Consider the following 17818-nt stretch of genomic DNA (forward strand, 5'->3'; position numbering starts at 1 on the left):
TGTTAGCGGAGTGGCGGACGCGTTTATAGAAGGTTAGCCATTCCAGCACTTCCAGTAGTGTGTAAATAATCAATTGTCCTGCTGGAGTGCTTTCCCCTGATTTTTGCACTGGGCCGATTCGTAGTGATATCGGAGAAAGGGGAAGAATACTAGGTGGTTTTTTAGAAGTATTTTGCGGGTTAGTTGTTCGTATTCGCTACCCGTTAAATGGGGGTAAGTAGTGAGAAATGCCGAAGAGTACATAAATAAAACGTCCAAGTTTATATCAGTTGATGGTATGCATGTGCACTATAGGCGTGAAGGTAGTGGCCCAGTGATTTTATTGCTGCATGGGAGTGGGTCATCACTGCATTGCTTTGACCAACTCGCTGACTCTCTGGTGGAAAACTTTGAGGTTGTAAGGCTGGATCTTCCTGGGTTCGGATTGACGGGGCCTCGTCGGGATCGGGACTACAGGATTCAGACATTCTCAACTTTTATCGCTAGATTCATGTCTGCACTATCAATCGAACGATTCAGTGTCGCCGGTAACTCGCTTGGAGGTAACGTCGCATGGAACATGGCTCTTGATTACCCGGGCCGCGTGGAGTCACTGATACTGATGAACGCAACAGGATACCCGGAAAAATCAATACCTTCAGCAATGCGCCTTGCACGTAATCCACTGCTGAAGCCCCTACTGCGGCGCTGGGCGCCTCGGAAGGCTACTGAAAATAGTGTCCGTAAACTAGTCGGCTCGAAGATGGCCAATATCGATGATGCTTTGGTGGATCGCATACATGCGATGATGAGCCGTAAAGGAAACCGCGCAGCATTTGTCGATCTTGCCAATACACAGCAGGCAGATCGCACGGGAGATATACCTGGAATCAAAGTACCGACTCTGGTGCTTAGCGGTGAAGGTATCGATGGCCAACATTTCGCACGTGATATTGCCAATAGCCGGGAGATTACCTTCGGTGGTGTCGGTCATTTGCTTCCGGAAGAAGCACCGGTATTAGCCGCCGAGGCCATACGTTCTCACCTGAATAATGTAGTGCGACGGTAAAAATCATGATTTCTTATTTCACTGCTCGCGGCGAAAGTAACCGCCTCGATGATTCGAGCCGTAAGAGTCTTAGAGGCAGCTTTGTGCAGCTATCGGATGGGGTGACTCATTACGAGCTAAAAGGGCCTGCCGGTGGTCAGCTTGTGGTTCTGGTGCCAGGGTTGACAGTGCCCCTTTTTTACTGGGATAGCCTCGTACGAGAATTGAACGGATACGGGTTTCGCACGCTGGCATACAGTGCATATGGAAGAGGGTACTCCGACCGGGTGGAGGCATCATACGATTACGCTCTGTTCGTGCGCCAGTTACGTGACCTGATACATACGCTCGAATTGGATGGCCCTCGCCATGTTGTAGGCGCCTCAATGGGGGCCTTGATCGCCATGGCATGGGTGCAAGAGCAACCCTCTCTTGCGACATCGCTGACGCTGGTTGGCCCTGCCGGGCTGGAACATCAACTGCCACCTCTTGTTCGCTTACTGCGTTTTAACACCTTCGCGCACTATTTTGGCCGGTTCTTGGGCCAACGCTTGTTGCGGGCGCATCTGGCCAATGAGGTTGAGTCTAGCGAGCGCGCTGAGGTGCTTAGCGAGATGGTGCTAGATGCCTATACATACGAGGGGTCAATTTATGCGCTGTTCTCAACTCTGCAGTCATTTAATCTGACACGGCAACACGATTTGTATCGTAAAACTTGCTTGTCTTCAGTCCCAGTTCATCTCTTATGGGGGAGTGGAGATCATGTGACACCGATTGATAAATTCGATGAAGCCCGGGTGTTACTCCAACCCGCTAAATCCTTTTCCTTTGCAGACTGTGGACATATGCCCCCGTTCGAGCTGCCTGAAGAAGTCGGGAAGCACATGGTTTCATTCTTTCACGATTTTGCAACCGACTCTAACATTATGAAAGTGGTCGACTCGGCTGCCGCACTACCGGAAGTACAGTAGGATTGAATATGCAAAATAAGCCAGAAGTAATCATTGTGGGTGCCGGCCCAACGGGTCTCACATTAGCCTGCGATCTAGCCAGACGGGGCGTTCGCTTCAGAATATTTGATAAGTCTGAACAAGCCTTTTGCGGCTCCCGCGCGAAGGGTGTACAGCCCAGAACCCAGGAAGTGCTTGACGACTTAGGCGTTATTGGCGCCTTGAAATCAGTCGGTGCTCCCTATCCTCCAATGTGCGCACATTTGTGGAAATTTCGCTTTCGATGGCACATGCAAAAAGTGACGGACGTTACCCCGGATGTCCCCTATCCCAACATCCTGCTAGTCCCCCAATGGCAGACAGAAAAGGTCCTTGGCGATGAATTGGAACTCAGTGGTCATAGGGTTGAGCGAGGGCTAGAAATTATTGCCCTGGACCAGGACTCGGAGCAGGTTAGTATTCAGTTGCGGGGTAAGAATGTTATAGAAAAAGTATCTGCACGTTATCTCGTCGCAGCCGACGGCGGTCGCAGTTTTGTCAGGAAGGCTCTGGATGTCGGCTTCGAGGGATTCAGCAGGGAAGAAGGGCGAATGATTGTTGGAGATGTCCGTGTTGAGGGCCTCTCGAGAGACGCCTGGCATGTGTGGCCAAAAGCCAAGGGTGGGCTTATCGGTCTGTGTCCACTGCCTCATACCGACTTGTTTCAGTTAATGATGCGGCTGAAACCGGGGGACGAACCGGAATTGTCAGAAGAAGAGGTGCAAAAGCGCTGGTTGGTGGGTACGCGGCTCAAGTCTGTACGCCTACATTCACCCACCTGGCTTTCCGTATTCCGTCCCAATGTGCGTATGGTTAAGAAATACCGTGTCGGGCGAGTCTTCCTTGCGGGAGATGCTGCGCATGTGCATACCCCGGCCGGTGCTCAGGGGCTCAATACCGGGGTCCAGGATGCATACAACCTGGGATGGAAACTGGCGATGTCGTTACGCGGGGCGCCGGATACCTTACTCGACAGCTATGAAGAAGAGCGGCTGCCAGTAGCTGCTGCTGTGCTCCAAATTTCAACAAAACTATATGGCGCAGATAAGAAGCGCAGTATACCAAAGATGAAGCGTGGTGATGCTGAGAGGCAGCTGGCGCTCAACTATCGTGGAAGCTCCCTCGCTATGGGAAATGGATCAGAACCCGGTGTTCTCCAGGCGGGCGATCGCGCCCCCGATGCACCATGTGAGGGCCAGTCTGGAAAGTTGCGATTCTTCGATGTCTTCCGAGGACCACACTTCACCCTGCTTGCATTTGGGGAAAAAGCGGCCGTGGCGATAAAGCAGATTGAACTGCCGACGCCGGAAATATTGCGCAGCTTTGCTGTGCTCCATACAGGTCCGGCTTTGGACCGCAGCATGCTGATTGACACCAGCGGGTCGGCACATACGATTTATGGTGTTGGAGATCAGGGCGAGACGATTGTGCTCGTACGTCCCGATGGGTATATCGGGCTGATTGCCAGGCGGGATTGGAAACAAGCCTTGGCAGATTATTTCAATAATCTGATTGGTATTGGAACCAGCGACAAAGACACGCTACAGGAAAGCAGCATGGAGATTTCTCTTGATCAGTAGCAATACCGAAGTGCGTGTAAATCAAGGCTCTAATAGTGCGCCCTTGATTGGTTTGATTGTACTTGTGATTATTTGGGGCGTTAACTGGCCGATCATGAAGGTCGGTATTGCTGGGATCGGCGCCGCGGAGTTTGCTTTGCTTCGCGCGGTTCTAGGTGCAGTGACAATGTTTGTGGTTACTGCCGCGTTGGGTGTATTGCGCTGGCCCCCCAAAGAGGATCGCCTGCTCATTCTGCATCTCGGCCTTATGCAGACTGGTGCTTTCTTGCTTCTTATCAGCTTGGGAGTCGATGCTGTTGGTGCGGGCAAGTCAGCCATCTTGGCCTATACGACTCCGATTTGGGTGGCACCGTTATCTGTATTGTTCCTTAAAGAGCGTCCATCAGGTGCGGCTATAGCCGGATCTGTGTTGGCATTGCTCGGATTGTTCGTGCTTCTCGGCCCTACTGAGATTGACTGGAATGACAAGCAGGCGGTCACTGGAAATTTATTTCTTGTGGCAGCGGCGCTGGTTTGGTCACTAGCAATTGTGCATGTTCGTGGACACACCTGGAAAAGTAGCCCGCTTCAGGCCGTGCCATGGCAGCTCAGTATTGCTTCATTGTTCCTGTTTGTTTGGTGGCTCGTCGTAGAGCCAGCGAGTGAGAGGCATTGGTCACCTGAGGTAATAAGCTCTTTGGTATTCAACGGTATAGTCGCCACGGGCTTGGCGTTCTGGCTGATGACAGCTGCGAGCAAGAGGCTACCGGCATTGCTCACTTCACTAGTCTCACTCGCTGTCCCAGTCATTGGTGTGACAACGTCCGCCTGGACACTCCAGGAACCTGTGTCTGAATCGATGCTTATTGGAGGTTCTCTGGTTTTGGCCGGGTTGCTGGCACCGATATTTAATCTGATTATGCGTGATTCACGGCAACCTGCTACTTGATTTTAAAGTGATGTGGAAATTTGTTGAATTAATAAACATGTCTTCTGGTGGCAGGGTAAATCCTGTGCATTTAGCCGCTGCTGATATAGCGGAATATGAGTAATAAAAGACACAGGAATATGTGATGTCTGAAAATAAAGAAATACGCTTGAGCAATGCCAGGCTCATGGCCTTCGTTTCTCCCGAAGCCCCTCTTGCGGCATTTATCATGGTTTTTTTCGTCTTCGTACCCCCATTTTATGCCAGTACTTTGGGGCTCGGACTGACAACTGTGGGGATCATCTTTGCAGTAACCAAGCTCTGGGATGTCGTCACTGATCCCATTTTCGGCTCCTTTTCTGACAAATGGTCCACGCGATGGGGACGCCGCAGACCATGGCTTGTTTTTGCGGTTCCGCTATTACTTGTCAGTATATACATGGTTTTTATTCCCTCTGGAGACTCTGTTACCTGGATGTATCTAACCTTCTGGTTAGTGATCCTCTATATCGGTTGGACACTGGGCTCTGTTTCGCATGTTGCGTGGGCAGCTGAACTTTCTGCCGATTATCACGAACGCTCCAGAATCTCGGGTGTTAAGCAAGGTGCTGCTCTTTTCGGGTCCGTGGCCTTGATGCTGATTATCGCGCTGATGGATGGAACGGGTGAGGCGAGCGAGTTTGATCGCCTCAAGCTTATTGGATCAACGGTTATGATCGCTTTGCCGCTTTGTGTTGTGGCTGCGTTATGGGCTGCCAGAGAACCTCCCGCACGATCAGTAAGGTTTACGGATGGCAGAAAAACTCTAGGGATTCTCTTGCGAAATAAACCCCTGCGCCGAGTTTTGGCTGCAAATACATTGCTGACTATGTCCGCTGGTAGTATCGCAGTGATGTTCCTGTTTTATGTGGAAGATGTACTTTCGCTAGGTAAATGGGCATCTTTTGCCCTCATACCATGGATGCTTTCTGGGTTGTTGTTTCTTCCTCTTTGTATGAGGCTGACTCGAAAGCTAAACAAGCATAGATCGCTCTGTGTTGTTTTGTGCTATCAATTGATTGTCAGCTTTTTATTTCTGGTTCTTCCTGAAGGCAATGTGATGCTGGCTTGCATCGCGTTTCTGGCAATGGGCGCTGTTCAAGCTGTTTTAACTTATATTCCAGCGGCGATCATGGCTGATGTTGTTGACGTTGATGTGGCGGAGTCCGGAAAGCAGAGGACAGGGCTGTATATGTCGATGTTGCAGACAAGTAGCAAAATTGCCTCAGCATTAGCTGTCGGTGTGAGTTATCCAATTCTGAGTGCTGTTGGTTTTGATGGGGGAAGTGCTGCCAATTATTCAGATGATGTGCTAGATAACGTTCGATGGGTAATGACACTTTTACCTGGATTTATGTTTATTTTGGTTGTTTTTATTATGTGGAATTTTCCACTTTGTGAAAAGCGCCAGGTCGCGCTAAGAAGACAAATCGATACTGCTCAAAGTAACGTTGGAGATTTTGTATGACAGATATCTTCATGCCAATTGTGGTTGAGTCGAAGAGTCAAATTGTTCGCACGATCTGATGTTTAATGCGTAAAATTGCCGAACCATAGGTATTGATAGTTGCAGCTTTATTCAAATCCCTAGCCCCCTATCACTCAGGAAAACAGCGTGACTAGGTTACCAAGCGTTTCAAACTGCATAGATTGCGTCGCCCCACATCGGACGTGGACGTGGTTTGAACGCGTGGAGAACAATCTGTCCGGACTGCCTCCTGTGGCCCGGGAGGCGCGAGCCTTTCGGAAACGGCCTTTTGACAGCTTTCTAGGTTCGCTGCTAGGGGGATATGGCGTCTCTGATAGAAATTATGGAGTTAAAGTAAAGTGTTGCTTTTAGACGCTTGTCATCTATTAAGTCCTGAGCCGCTTGGGCTGCTCATTATTGACTAGCCCGTGAAACTCCCACACGCCCATTCGAGAAAACTTATTTTTTCTTAGGTGAAATCCGCATGGTGATGTCTGCGTGGAAGACTTCCTCGCCATTGGTATCAAATACGCTCACCGGTATCACCACATCCTGCGCAGAATCCCAATGAAAGTCGTCCACCTTACACACGGCGCGCAAGTCTGTTTTGGCCATTTTCAAGTATTGCACGGTCATGCCCACCGGAATCCAGCGGAAGTTGCCATTCAGGGATACGTCCAGGCACACGCCGCCCGCCAGCTCCGCGGCGTTACACATGGCGATGGCGTGCACGGTTTTAATGTGGTTTTGTACAGCGCGGCGCTTCTTCAGTTTCACCTCAACCAGGCCCGGCTTTATCTGGGTGAAGCGCGGTTTGATCGAGCTGAAGTAGGGGGCGTTGAAGCAGACAACTTTGCTCACCAGCCAGCGGCCAAAGCCATTGCCGCCCAAGCTTTTCCAGAGTTTCAGGAGCGGGCTTTTGGAGGGTAGGTAAGAGGGTACGTAAGTCATTTGTTATCTCGTGCCTGGCGGTTTCATTAAGTGCTTCATTAAGTGCTTTATTCTTGCACCCTTGTCACTCGCAGATTAAGTATCAAACTGCCCGATAGGCTTGTCCATACCGCTTACTGGCGCCCAGCCTGTGTGTCCCAAACCTGCATTGAGGTTTTGAGTTTCTCCCCTTAGCATGGCCGCCCAAGCAGAATAAATCGGTGGTTGCAGTATGGCGGATACTGGCGGAGAGGCTTTAGTTAAACTGTTGGAAAACTATGGGGTGGACACGGTGTTCGGTATTCCCGGGGTACACACCCTGGAGCTCTACCGGGGGCTACCGCAGACCGGTATCCGGCATGTGCTTACTCGTCACGAGCAGGGCGCGGGTTTTATGGCCGATGGTTATGCGCGCGTCACCGGTAAGCCCGGCGTGTGCTTTCTGATCACCGGCCCTGGCCTGACGAATGCCGCTACCGCCATTGGCCAGGCCTACTCGGACTCAGTGCCAATGCTGGTGATCACCAGCGTCAATGAAACCCATACCCTCGGCAAGGGGCGTGGGTGTTTGCATGAAACCAAGGACCAGCGCGCGATCACCGCTCCGCTCACCGCTTTCAGTGCCACCGCACGCACACCCGAAGACCTCCCCGACCTGATCGCCCGCGCGTTTGCGGTGTTCAATAGCCAGCGGCCGCGCCCGGTGCATATCGAAGTGGCGATGGATGTACTGGCCGCGCCGGTGGCCCGCGACTGGACTGGCGAGGTGGCCGTAAGCGCCCGGCGCCCGGCCCCGTGTACTGAAGACATCGAACGCGCAGTGGCACTGCTGGCCGCGGCCAGGCGGCCGCTGATTATTGCCGGTGGTGGTGCGGTGGAAGCCGCTCCTGAACTGCAGGCCCTGGCGGAAGCGGCGCAGGTACCGCTGTTTACCACGGTTGCGGGCAAGGGCATTGTGCCGGCGGCGCACCCGCTGTCTGGTGGCGCTACCCTGTGCACACAGGCGGTCTGGGGTCTGGTGGCGGATGCCGACCTGGTGCTGGCCATCGGCACCGAGCTTGCCGATACCGATATGTGGCGGGACACCTTGCCGATCATCGGCGACATTGTTCGCATCGATATCGATAGCGAAAAAATGAATGATCTCTATCCGGCTGCGCTGCCAATAGTGGCCGACAGTCGACAAGCTACGGCAATGCTGCTGGCCGCCTGGGGCGCCCGTTCGCCGAACACCGACAGCGACTGGCTGGCGCGAGTGGAGCAACTGCCGGCGCTGGTACGGCAGGGCCACGCAGCGCTGCAGGAACAGCACCAGCAGGTGCTGGACCGTATTGGCAAGGTGTTGCCGGAAGATGCACTGGTGGCGACCGACATGACGCAGATTGCCTATACCGGCAATTATGTTTTCCCCAGAAGCCAACCGCGCCGGTGGTTGCACCCCACCGGGTACGGCACGTTGGGCTATGGTCTGCCCGCCGGCATCGGCGCCAAGATTGCGGCCCCGGAGCAGCCGGTACTGGTGATCGCCGGCGATGGCGGCTTTCTGTATACCGTGCAGGAGCTGGCCACCGCGGTAGAGGAGGTCGACACGGCGCTGGTGGTGCTGGTCTACAACAATGCAAGCCTCGGCCAGATCCGCGACGATATGCTGGAGCGCAATATCGAGCCGGTGGGTGTACTGCCGCGCAATCCGGATTTTATCGGACTTGCTCGTGCCTTCGGTTGCCAGGTGTATCAGCCTGAGTCGCTGCATGCACTGGCCGGCGACCTGAGTCGGGCCTTTGGCTACGCCGGAGTGAGTTTTATCGAGGTCGACGCCGACAGGCTATTCAGCTGAGCACCGCTGCCAGTAGATTAAGCGAGCGCAGGGCATCAAGTTAAATAACAAGAAATCAGTGGTATGAAGTATTCAGACGTTACCCGGCGCATCGCCGGTGAGGGCTCCAGTGCCTGGGATATTCATTTTCGTGCGCAGGAGCGCCTGGCGGCGGGGGAGGATGTCGTAATCCTTTCCGTTGGCGACCCGGATTTCGCCACCCCGGCACCGATTGTGGATACTGCCTGCGCCGAACTGCGATCAGGCGCTACCCACTATGCGGATCATCGCGGCGAGCCTGAATTGCAGCAGGTGCTGGCTGAGCGCCACAGCGCCAAGAGTGGTCTGGCGGTAGAGCCCGAGCAGGTGGTGGTGGTGGCGGGGGCGCAGTGCGGCCTGTATGTGGCTGCGCAGTGCCTGCTGAACCCCGGTGATGAGATCATCGTGCCGGAACCTATGTACGTTACCTATGAGGCTTTCCTGCAGGCCACCGGTGCCCGCGTGGTGAATGTACCGCTGCAGCCCGAGCGGCATTTCAATCTCGACCCGGCTGCCATTGCGGCGAAGGTCACCGACCGCACCCGCGCCATCCTGATCAACAGCCCGCACAATCCTACTGGTGCCGCCGTGGATGAAGACACCTGGCGCGCACTGGCAGACGTGTGCCGGCAGCACGACCTGTGGCTGATCACAGACGAAGTCTACGCAGACCTGATGTTCGAGGGGGAACACTTTCACCCCGCACAGTTGCCGGGCATGCGTGAGCGCACAGTGACCGTCTCCAGCTTGTCCAAGTCCCACGCCATGACGGGCTGGCGGCTGGGTTGGGTGATTGGCCCGCGGGAGTTCGCCAGCCACGCCGGTAACCTGACCCTGTGTATGCTCTATGGCAGCCCTGCGTTTGTGCAACGGGCCGCGGTGACCGCACTAACCGCGGAGCTGCCCGAGCTGGAAACCATGCACCAGGCCTATCGCCGCCGCCGCGATCTCATGGTCGCGCGTGTTGCCGCCATGCCCGGTATCCGCTGCCACACACCGGCCGGCGGCATGTTCATGATGCTGGATATACGCGCGCTGGGTGTGAGTGCGGAGACTTTTGCTGCGCGCCTGCTGGACGAGTTCGGAGTCTCGGTACTCGTGGGCGAGGCTTTTGGCCCCAGCGCGCGGGGGCACGTGCGGGCGAGCTTCTGTGTCAGTGAGGAGGATCTGGAAAAAGCCTGCGCACGCATAAGCGCCTGTGCCGAGGCTTTTCTGGCGGACGCCCAGAGCTAACGAAAGCGCAAGGTTCACGCTTTTTCCCGGGCTTAGCGACCCGCGAAAGCGCTTTCCTGACCATGCATGGGGCTGCTATCGCGGCCCTGTAGCGCTGCTCTTTCGTCGTCGCTGAGTCGCGCAATGCGAATACCCAGAAAGCCGTAGGCCAGGGCCATCAGCGGGTTGATCAGGTTGAAGAAACAGAACGGCAGGTAGGCCAGTGTTGCCACCTGCAAGGTGCCCGCCATATACACGCCGCAGGCGTTCCAGGGGATCAGCGGTGAAGTGATGGTGCCGCCATCTTCCAAAGTGCGCGACAGGTTCTTGCTGGCCAGTCCGCGCCTGCGGTATTCCGCCTTCCACATCTGCCCCGGCAGCACGATGGAAAGATACTGGTCTCCCGTCAACACGTTCACACCCAGGCTGGTGCCCATTGTGGTCGCGATCAGCGAGCCGGTGGAGGAGATCAGTCGTGACAGCGCCCGCATCAGCAGGTCGATAAAGCCGATACGCTCCAGCACGCCCGTCATCATCATGGATGCCAGCACCAGCCACACCATATTCACCATGGACTGCATACCACCGCGGGAAAGCAGGCTGTCCACCTGTTCGTTGCCGGTGTGGATGGCAAAGCCATCGTACAGCGAAATCCAGATGGCACGCCCCAGCGCCGTCGCACCTTCAAGCTCGCGCAAAGCCATGAACTGCGTGATTACCGGCATTTGCGTCACCAGTGCGAGGCCAATGGCCACGATGGTGGCGCTGGTAATCGCGAGGTAAGCCGGCACCTTCTTGACCGCCAGCACCAGTAGCAGAATGACCGGGATCAGGTTGAACCAGGCAATGTCATAAGCGCCCTCGAGCGCCGCGAGAAAAGAATCTACCTGGCTTTCGCGGGCGGCGTCGGGCCCGCTGCCAAGGCTCACGGCAAAAAACAGCACCAGGGCAGCAATAAAACTGGGAATTGACACCCAGCTCATATGGCGGATATGGGAGAAGAGTTCACTGCCGGCAATGGCCGGTGCCAGGTTGGTCGTCTCTGACAGCGGCGACATTTTATCGCCGAAGTAAGCGCCGCTGACTACAGCGCCCGCGGTAATCGCCGGTGACAGTGAAAAGCCGAGGGCCACGCCCACCAGGGCGACGCCGATTGTGGCCGCAGTCGTCCAGGAGCTGCCGATACACATGGCGACGAGGGCGCAGATCAGGCAGCAGGTGGGGTAGAACCACTGGGGTGACAGCAATTTCATACCCACGTAGAGCAGGGTGGGCACCGCCCCGGAAAGCATCATGACGCCGATGAGCGCGCCGATGGAAAGGAAAATAATAATCGAGCCGCTGGTACGGGCGGTTGAGCGGACAATGGAGGCTTCCAGCTCATTCCAGCTGATACCGTTCTTGAGGCCGACCAGGGCAGCGAGAAACCCGGTCATCATCATCGCCACCTGCGTGGCGCCAGCAAGGGAGTTGCTGCCAAACAGCCCGATGGCGCCCCCCAAAACCAGCAGTAATACTGTGCCAATTAAACCTGCGTCGAGAGCACTGAGGTTGTGCTTCGTCGGTTGATCCATGCCTACACCCGGGAATTATTGTGCTTTTTGTATCCCAGACAACGCCGGTGCCATCTGCGACAATAATTTCTTACCCTAACATGGCTCGGTGATTCGACCTAAGGATCCGGCAAGAGCGCAGCATTGCATGAGAGATAAATATCGTGGATTTCACTGAAAATTGGCTGCTAATCCTTCATGTGCAGTAGTTGGCGCCTCTTACTGCGCCAAAAGTCTGCTGTTTATTGAGTAATTCCTGCCTGCCGCTAGAATGCGTTCAATGTCCAAGGAGAGTACTGTGAAAAGACAGCCCGATAACTTATTAGCCGTTCGCGAAGGGCGAACAGACCTCATCGACCCAATAGCGGGGCGGTGGAGTTGTGCGTTTGTCGAGAAAGATATTTGTTAGCAGTCTCCCGTCAATGGGAGGCGCGAGCCTTCCGGATTCGGTTTTCAATAGCCCCCGCAGGTTCGCCTCCGGGGGTTTTTTCTTTTTTGGCCTGGATAGAAAGTTTTTATCTGTCTCTTCAGGGGTGCAAATGGCAGCCCTGGGGAGGTTGGTTATACGGCAAAGCATGGAATCATGATGCACAAAAGATTGAACGCGAGAAAAACCTAGGCGTATGAATTTACGCGACTACCGGCTTCCATACCCAGCCTTGTATGCCAAAATTCGCGGTAGGTAATCGCTTGCCCTGGATTTCTGTAACTTATTGAAATATATAGAAAAAGTAAAAATAAAATGTTGCAAATTGCTTTTTTCGTGTTAGCTTTCAATAAGAGCTTGATATGCGAGTTCACTGAAGTTCTTCGCTGGAATTGTTAAGCGTATTTACACCGCACCGCGGTAACAACGACTGGTAACTGAAATGTTAAACCTCAACTGCCATAAGGCCACATCCGGGACGCCCAGGAGTATTGGGTGGGAGCGGGGCACCTGTGCCTTTTTGAGGGATGCTTTGCGTTGGCCATCGTTGGATCTGCAGATAAGTGCAGAGAGCGATATTGATGAGTGTATGAAAACGTAGTTCGGCCTTTCCGGTCGGCTGCGTGCCGGTCGGACTTTCGAACACGGTGTGTGAGAAAACCCGGTTGGCGAATTCCGCCAGCCGGGTTTTTTTATGGCGGATGCCATCGTGGTTTCACGATCAGATAGAGGGCTGCGTCTCTCCAACGCGGATCTGGCGATTAGGATTGCCTGCTCAACTGGTGGCAGCGTGCCGGGCAGGTCCCGATTGGGGTGCGGAGTGAGTGCCTCGACGGTTCCACGCTGTAATCGCCTCGATGGCGGCCGTGGCAGAGTGGTTATGCGCGAGGATGTGAACCTCGTCCACATCGGTTCGAACCCGGTCGGTCGCCCCAAAGTAAGCAGCGGTCAAATCCTTCTCCCGATTCGTTGCAGGGGGGCTGCCACAGGGTAGCCATGTTTATCGCGTTGGTTGGGGCGGTAAAAAATTTCAGGGTTTTTGCCGGTTTGAATTTGGCCGGCTTCGTCACTTTGCGAGGTGCCACTATGCGCTTGATTATCGGCGCCCGTGACCATGGTGCGGGCCTTTCTGTAACCAACTATGTGAACGCCAAGCGTTTCATGCGTGAATATCCGGTATCCATACTGCAGGTATTGCAGCCGTTACCAAGCCGCGAGAATCTAGTCGGCTTCCTGGCCTGGTGTAATGAACGTCATCGCTTGCCGATGCAGGTTGTGATCAACCAGGTAGCGCCTACGGAGCGGCAGGTGGCGATGCATTACTTGCTGAGCCGCGGCTACCGCACAGCAGATCGCGTCACCTTCATAAAAGTTTAATGCACTCGTAGCTCAATCGGCAGAGCAGGACCCTTCTAAGGTCCCGGTTGGGGGTTCAAGTCCCTCCGGGTGTGTCAGTTGTATGCAGCAGTGTAATTATCAGGGATAGAACAATGGCCAAGGTACTGTATCTGGATGCCGCGGGTAGGCCGATCCGCTGGGTCGGCCTGCAACGTGCCGCATACCTGTATGCAAAAGATCAGGTGCTGTGGGATATCGGCTCCAGGAAAACGATGCTTCGCGGGGGTTACCAGAACTGTGGCCGCCGCTCGATGCTGGCAATCGCGCCGGTGATCGCTGGTCGTTATATCGAGCGCAGGGGGCCGCAACATCGCCCGGCGCTGACCAATCAGAGCCTTTTCGCTCGAGACCAGCACTTGTGCTTGTACTGCGGTGAACGTTTTCCGTTCTCACTGTTGACAAGGGATCACGTACTGCCGACGTCCCGAGGCGGCGCCGACAGCTGGGAGAACGTGGTAGCGGCCTGCAAGAGTTGTAACAACCGCAAAGGTGCGATGACGCCAGATGAGGCGGGTATGCCGCTACTGGCGGTGCCATTCACGCCAAATCCCTATGAGGCAATTGTGATGCAGGCGCACCAAATACTGGCCGATCAGATGGCGTACCTGCGCGCCGGCTTGAGTGGAAGGCGTACCTGGACCGCGGCCTGAACGCTACCTATTTCATTGTGCAACGAGATTCGAGGATTACTGGGGCAACCTGTAAAACGTATCCTCAGATAGATCTTCCAAGGAGGATTAAGGATGGACGTGAGTAAACCGAAGAGCTCCAAGCGGATACGGGCTGACCAAATAAAGCCTTATCAATGCAAGCATCTGATCGCTGTTGTTGAGGATCCGCATGACGTTAAGAACATTGGCACCGTGATCAGAAATGTAAATGCGCTTGGCGTAGAGAAAGCCTATGTGGTCGATCCCGGAAAACGCCTACCGGACGACTGGCAGGAAATGAGAAAGAGAAGTTCTCTGTCGGGTACATCGGTCTCCGCTATAAAGTGGACCTTTGTGAAACGATTCGATAGTACGGAAGATTGTTTCGATCACCTTGAAAGAAACAACTATCAGTCGATAGTCACATCACCCCACACGCTGGGGAGAAAGAATGTGGTGCTTCATGAAGGTGAGTATACGAGCTTTCCCAAGCTGGCGGTTTGGTTTGGCTGTGAATCACGAGGGATAAGTGAGCAGGCGGTCAAGCGTAGTGAGCTATGTGTAAATATACCGATGCTGGGCATGATAAACAGCCTCAACCTGGGCACCACCTCCGGGATCGTGCTGTATGAAATTACCCGGCAGAGACGTGCCTATCAGCGGATGTACAAGTATAAAAACCAGCGTGGGCGAAAGTTCATCGCCTGAGGTGTAGTCTTCAGGACAGATCCTTTCGGTAGGTAAGGGGTGTGACGCCTGTCCACCCCTTGAACGCGCGGATAAATGCGCTTGCCTCAGAAAACCCCGTCTTGAATGCGATGTCTTCTACTGGTGTCTGGTGATCGGAAAGAAGATAAATCGCCAGGTCACGGCGAAGCTGTGTTTTCAGGTCGCGGTAGGCCAACCCCTCGTCGCCCAATAATCTCCGCAGCTTTTTGGGGTTCATTTCCAACTGGTGAGCGATTTCTGCGAAGGTCGGAAACTCGCTGAAATCGTTGCCGATGGCATCCTTGATGCGTTGGCTCCAGCTTTTGTTGCTGTAGCCACCTACCAGTATGTTGTATAGGGGTTTCCTTAAAAAATCCTCCAAGCTCTCCGTTGTCTGCTTTATCGGCTTTTCGAGTAAGGATCTCTGAAAGACAAGGCGGCAGCAGTCGGCATTGAATGTCATCGGTGCGCCGACATACAGCGGGCGGTATTCACGACTGTGGGGCGGTTCGCCGAAGGGAAGGTAGACGTGTCGCAGCGGGAGGTTGGCGTTGGCTAGCCAGCAAAGCTGGCGATGCAGGGCAAAAGTGAATAATTCGTAGGTGTAAGGCTCGAGACGTGGGGAACCGGTGCCTACGGGATGGATTTCAATACAGAATTCTTCGTCCGTTTCCAGCAGTCTAGGCAGCAGGTTTTTCCCTATCGCCTGGTAAAAAATACAGAAGCGCTTCAACGCCTGCCCCAGGGTTTTACAACGGATCAACCAGTGACAGAGGGCAGACCACTGCCCGAGCACAAACGGTTGATCGCCATATCCGAGTAACTCGTCTTCCATGGCCCGCATCGTCAGTGATTGTAGCCGTGCGAATTGCTCAGCACTCACCCTGGCTTGCTGCTCTTGCAAGAGGCGAGGGGAGATCCCACTGGTACGCAGCAGCTGCTCGGTATCGTGTCCGCCCAGAATGGCGTGCTTCAAAACCGCTTTTACGAAATGGATATGGATGGAAATATCCTGCATCGCGGCTGCCTCCTCTCCGCTCTATTTCTTCCCCGCTACCTAAGACTACTGGCACCTCGACTTCCCGGGGGCTGGAAACCAGATATCCCCTGGGAACAAAATATCTATTTGTGTCCATCATGGTCATTGTTTTCGCGATTATTGGCAAGTAAAAATGCATAAAAAGCACATTACTTTGGTTATGTGTCTCATCCCATCGAGCGATAAAGGCAGATAGCAATGAGCGAGTTCGAGACCATTAACTACTACATCGAAGACCAGGTAGCCGTAATCGCCCTCGACCGACCTCAGGCGCGGAACGCGATTAATGGAAAGATGCGGGAGGAATTACACCGGGCGATTCGTCAGGCGAATAGTGACGACCAGGTGCGCGTGGTTGTACTGGTGGGCAATGGGAAGGGGTTCTGTGCTGGTGCCGACCTCAATGAGCAGTCAGCGGATGCCGATAAGGATGGATATATCACCGATCAGCTCAGAACAGAGTACCACCCCGTGTTGCTCGGTATTATGGAGTCACCCAAGCCATATCTGTGCGCCGTAAATGGCGCCGCCGCGGGAATCGGCGCAGCGTTGGCGATGACCTGCGATTTGCTGGTAATGGCGGAAGACGCCTTTCTGTATTCGGCGTTTGGTGCAATCGGCCTGATTCCGGATGGTGGCAGTCACTGGTTGCTGGGGCGGTCACTGGGTAGCAAGCGGGCATTTGAGATGATTGCGGAGTCGCAGCGGTTGCCAGCGCAACAGTGTGTTGCGCTTGGCATGGCCAACCGTGTGGTGGCTCCAGAGCACCTGGTAGAAGAAACACTGGGTTGGGCCAAGTCGCTGGCTACCCGGGCGCCACTGACATTGCAATACAGTAAACAGCTGTTGCGCGAAGCCTGCACTTTAAGTCAGGCGGAGACAATGGATCGTGAGGCTCAGGTTCAGAACATCCATTACCGTAGCGATGATTTCAAGGAGGGAGCGCAGGCATTTTTCGAGAAACGGTCTCCCAAATTCCGTGGAAGATAAAGCATCACACTGCGTGTTTGCGGTGAAGGGTGGAAACGGGTGAGCTTGACTGGGGTTAATGGATGAAGACGCGAATCACACAGCTTTTTGGTATCAAGTACCCGATTATTCAGGGTGGAATGATGTGGGTAGGCCGGGCGGAACTGGCCGCTGCGGTATCCAATGCGGGTGGGTTGGGTATGCTCACCGCACTTACCCAACCCACACCACAGGCACTCGCCGAGGAGGTCGCGCGTTGTCGCATCCTGACAAGGAATCCTTTTGGGGTAAACCTGACCATATTGCCATCGATCAAGCCTCCACCTTACGCGGAATATGTTCAGGCAATCATAGACAGTGGGGTAAAAATTGTAGAGACGGCCGGGCGCAGTCCGGAGCCATTTATGCCGGCACTGAAGGGCGCAGGTGTAAAGGTCATCCACAAGTGTACGTCCGTTCGGCACGCGCTGAAGGCCGAAAGCGTTGGCTGTGACGCGGTAAGTATTGATGGCTTCGAGTGTGCCGGGCACCCCGGTGAGGACGATGTCACCAATCTTGTCCTGATACCCGCCGCCTGCAGGCGCTTGCAAATTCCCGCGGTGGCGTCCGGCGGTATCGGTACGGGTGCCCAGCTAGCAGCCGCTTTGGCGCTCGGAGCGGAAGGCATCAATATGGGGAGTCGCTTCGTGGCAACCCGCGAGGCGCCGGTGCACCAAAACATGAAGCAGGCCATGGTCGATGGCGACGAACGCCAGACCACATTGATGTTTCGTTCGCTGAACAACACCTGCCGCGTATTTACAAATCCAGTTTCAGCGGAAGTCCTGAGTATTGAGGCGCGACCTGGTGCTACCGATTTTAGTGAGCTACAGCCACTGGTTGCCGGGCAGCGGGGACGGGAGCGGTGTATTGAAGCCGGCGATATCAATGATGGTGTATGGACGGTGGGTATGGTGATGGGATTGATCGACGACATTCCCAGCTGCCAGGAGCTGATCGATCGAATGGTCGCGGAAGCCAGGTGGGTGCTGCGCCAGCGATTGGCGACGATACTCGATGACGGGTGA

At 54.5% G+C, this 17818-nt stretch carries 15 protein-coding genes and 2 tRNA genes; 14 read left to right on the forward strand and 3 right to left on the reverse strand.

Annotated elements, in window-relative coordinates:
- The first annotated feature begins 220 nt into the window (after positions 1-220).
- From LC059_RS05115 to LC059_RS05135, 5 genes are all read left to right on the forward strand, one after another.
- A complete protein-coding gene (locus tag LC059_RS05115) occupies positions 221-1048 on the forward strand; it encodes an alpha/beta fold hydrolase (RefSeq protein ID WP_226702731.1) in 828 nt (275 codons plus the stop codon).
- A gap of 5 nt (positions 1049-1053) precedes the next feature.
- Positions 1054-1998 (forward strand): alpha/beta fold hydrolase, encoded by a 945-nt coding sequence (locus LC059_RS05120; RefSeq protein WP_226702732.1) that lies wholly within the window; start codon positions 1054-1056, stop codon positions 1996-1998.
- Between the two features lie 8 nt (positions 1999-2006).
- On the forward strand, positions 2007-3596 hold the full coding sequence (locus LC059_RS05125; RefSeq protein WP_226703186.1) for an FAD-dependent oxidoreductase: 1590 nt from the start codon (positions 2007-2009) through the stop codon (positions 3594-3596).
- On the forward strand, positions 3586-4524 hold the full coding sequence (locus LC059_RS05130; protein WP_226702733.1) for a DMT family transporter: 939 nt from the start codon (positions 3586-3588) through the stop codon (positions 4522-4524). Before LC059_RS05125 ends, LC059_RS05130 begins: the two co-directional genes overlap by 11 nt.
- A gap of 124 nt (positions 4525-4648) precedes the next feature.
- Positions 4649-6010, forward strand: coding sequence for an MFS transporter (locus LC059_RS05135; RefSeq protein WP_226702734.1), 1362 nt, complete (start codon positions 4649-4651; stop codon positions 6008-6010).
- Between the two features lie 459 nt (positions 6011-6469).
- Here the strand turns inward: LC059_RS05135 and LC059_RS05140 are convergent, their stop codons facing one another.
- The gene (locus LC059_RS05140; RefSeq protein WP_226702735.1) at positions 6470-6961 is read right to left on the reverse strand and encodes a hotdog fold domain-containing protein; all 492 of its coding nucleotides are present in this window, start codon (positions 6959-6961) and stop codon (positions 6470-6472) included.
- 211 nt (positions 6962-7172) lie between these two features.
- On the opposite strand from LC059_RS05140, the gene LC059_RS05145 reads away from it, so the two are divergent.
- Both LC059_RS05145 and LC059_RS05150 read left to right on the forward strand, forming a co-directional pair.
- Positions 7173-8777 (forward strand): 5-guanidino-2-oxopentanoate decarboxylase, encoded by a 1605-nt coding sequence (locus LC059_RS05145; RefSeq protein ID WP_226702736.1) that lies wholly within the window; start codon positions 7173-7175, stop codon positions 8775-8777.
- Between the two features lie 63 nt (positions 8778-8840).
- Entirely contained in the window at positions 8841-10028 is a 1188-nt protein-coding gene (locus LC059_RS05150; protein WP_226702737.1) for a pyridoxal phosphate-dependent aminotransferase, read from the forward strand.
- 32 nt (positions 10029-10060) lie between these two features.
- Here LC059_RS05150 and nhaC read toward each other — a convergent pair whose 3' ends face one another.
- Complete coding sequence (gene nhaC, locus LC059_RS05155; protein ID WP_226702738.1) at positions 10061-11581, reverse strand: Na+/H+ antiporter NhaC; 1521 nt, start codon at positions 11579-11581, stop codon at positions 10061-10063.
- 1266 nt (positions 11582-12847) lie between these two features.
- Between nhaC and LC059_RS05160 the strand changes: the two genes are divergently transcribed.
- The 5 genes from LC059_RS05160 to LC059_RS05180 all read left to right on the forward strand — a co-directional run bounded on the left by LC059_RS05160 (position 12848) and on the right by LC059_RS05180 (position 14743).
- Positions 12848-12922: transfer RNA gene (locus tag LC059_RS05160), tRNA-His, on the forward strand.
- A gap of 61 nt (positions 12923-12983) precedes the next feature.
- Entirely contained in the window at positions 12984-13364 is a 381-nt protein-coding gene (locus LC059_RS05165) for a hypothetical protein (protein WP_226702739.1), read from the forward strand.
- A 1-nt stretch (position 13365) separates the two neighbouring features.
- Positions 13366-13438, forward strand: a tRNA-Arg gene (locus LC059_RS05170).
- Between the two features lie 39 nt (positions 13439-13477).
- Positions 13478-14035, forward strand: a complete 558-nt coding sequence (locus tag LC059_RS05175; protein WP_226702740.1) for an HNH endonuclease — start codon at positions 13478-13480, stop codon at positions 14033-14035.
- A 93-nt stretch (positions 14036-14128) separates the two neighbouring features.
- Positions 14129-14743, forward strand: coding sequence for a TrmH family RNA methyltransferase (locus LC059_RS05180; RefSeq protein WP_226702741.1), 615 nt, complete (start codon positions 14129-14131; stop codon positions 14741-14743).
- Between the two features lie 10 nt (positions 14744-14753).
- Here LC059_RS05180 and LC059_RS05185 read toward each other — a convergent pair whose 3' ends face one another.
- Positions 14754-15761, reverse strand: a complete 1008-nt coding sequence (locus tag LC059_RS05185; RefSeq protein WP_226702742.1) for an AraC family transcriptional regulator — start codon at positions 15759-15761, stop codon at positions 14754-14756.
- 219 nt (positions 15762-15980) lie between these two features.
- Here LC059_RS05185 and LC059_RS05190 point away from each other — a divergent pair, with 219 nt between their 5' ends.
- Together LC059_RS05190 and LC059_RS05195 are read left to right on the forward strand one after the other, a co-directional pair.
- Positions 15981-16772, forward strand: a complete 792-nt coding sequence (locus LC059_RS05190; protein WP_226702743.1) for an enoyl-CoA hydratase/isomerase family protein — start codon at positions 15981-15983, stop codon at positions 16770-16772.
- A gap of 62 nt (positions 16773-16834) precedes the next feature.
- Complete coding sequence (locus tag LC059_RS05195; RefSeq protein ID WP_226702744.1) at positions 16835-17818, forward strand: NAD(P)H-dependent flavin oxidoreductase; 984 nt, start codon at positions 16835-16837, stop codon at positions 17816-17818.

Origin of the sequence: Microbulbifer elongatus (assembly GCF_020524885.1) — a bacterium.
GTDB classification, from domain to species: Bacteria; Pseudomonadota; Gammaproteobacteria; order Pseudomonadales; family Cellvibrionaceae; genus Microbulbifer; species Microbulbifer elongatus_A.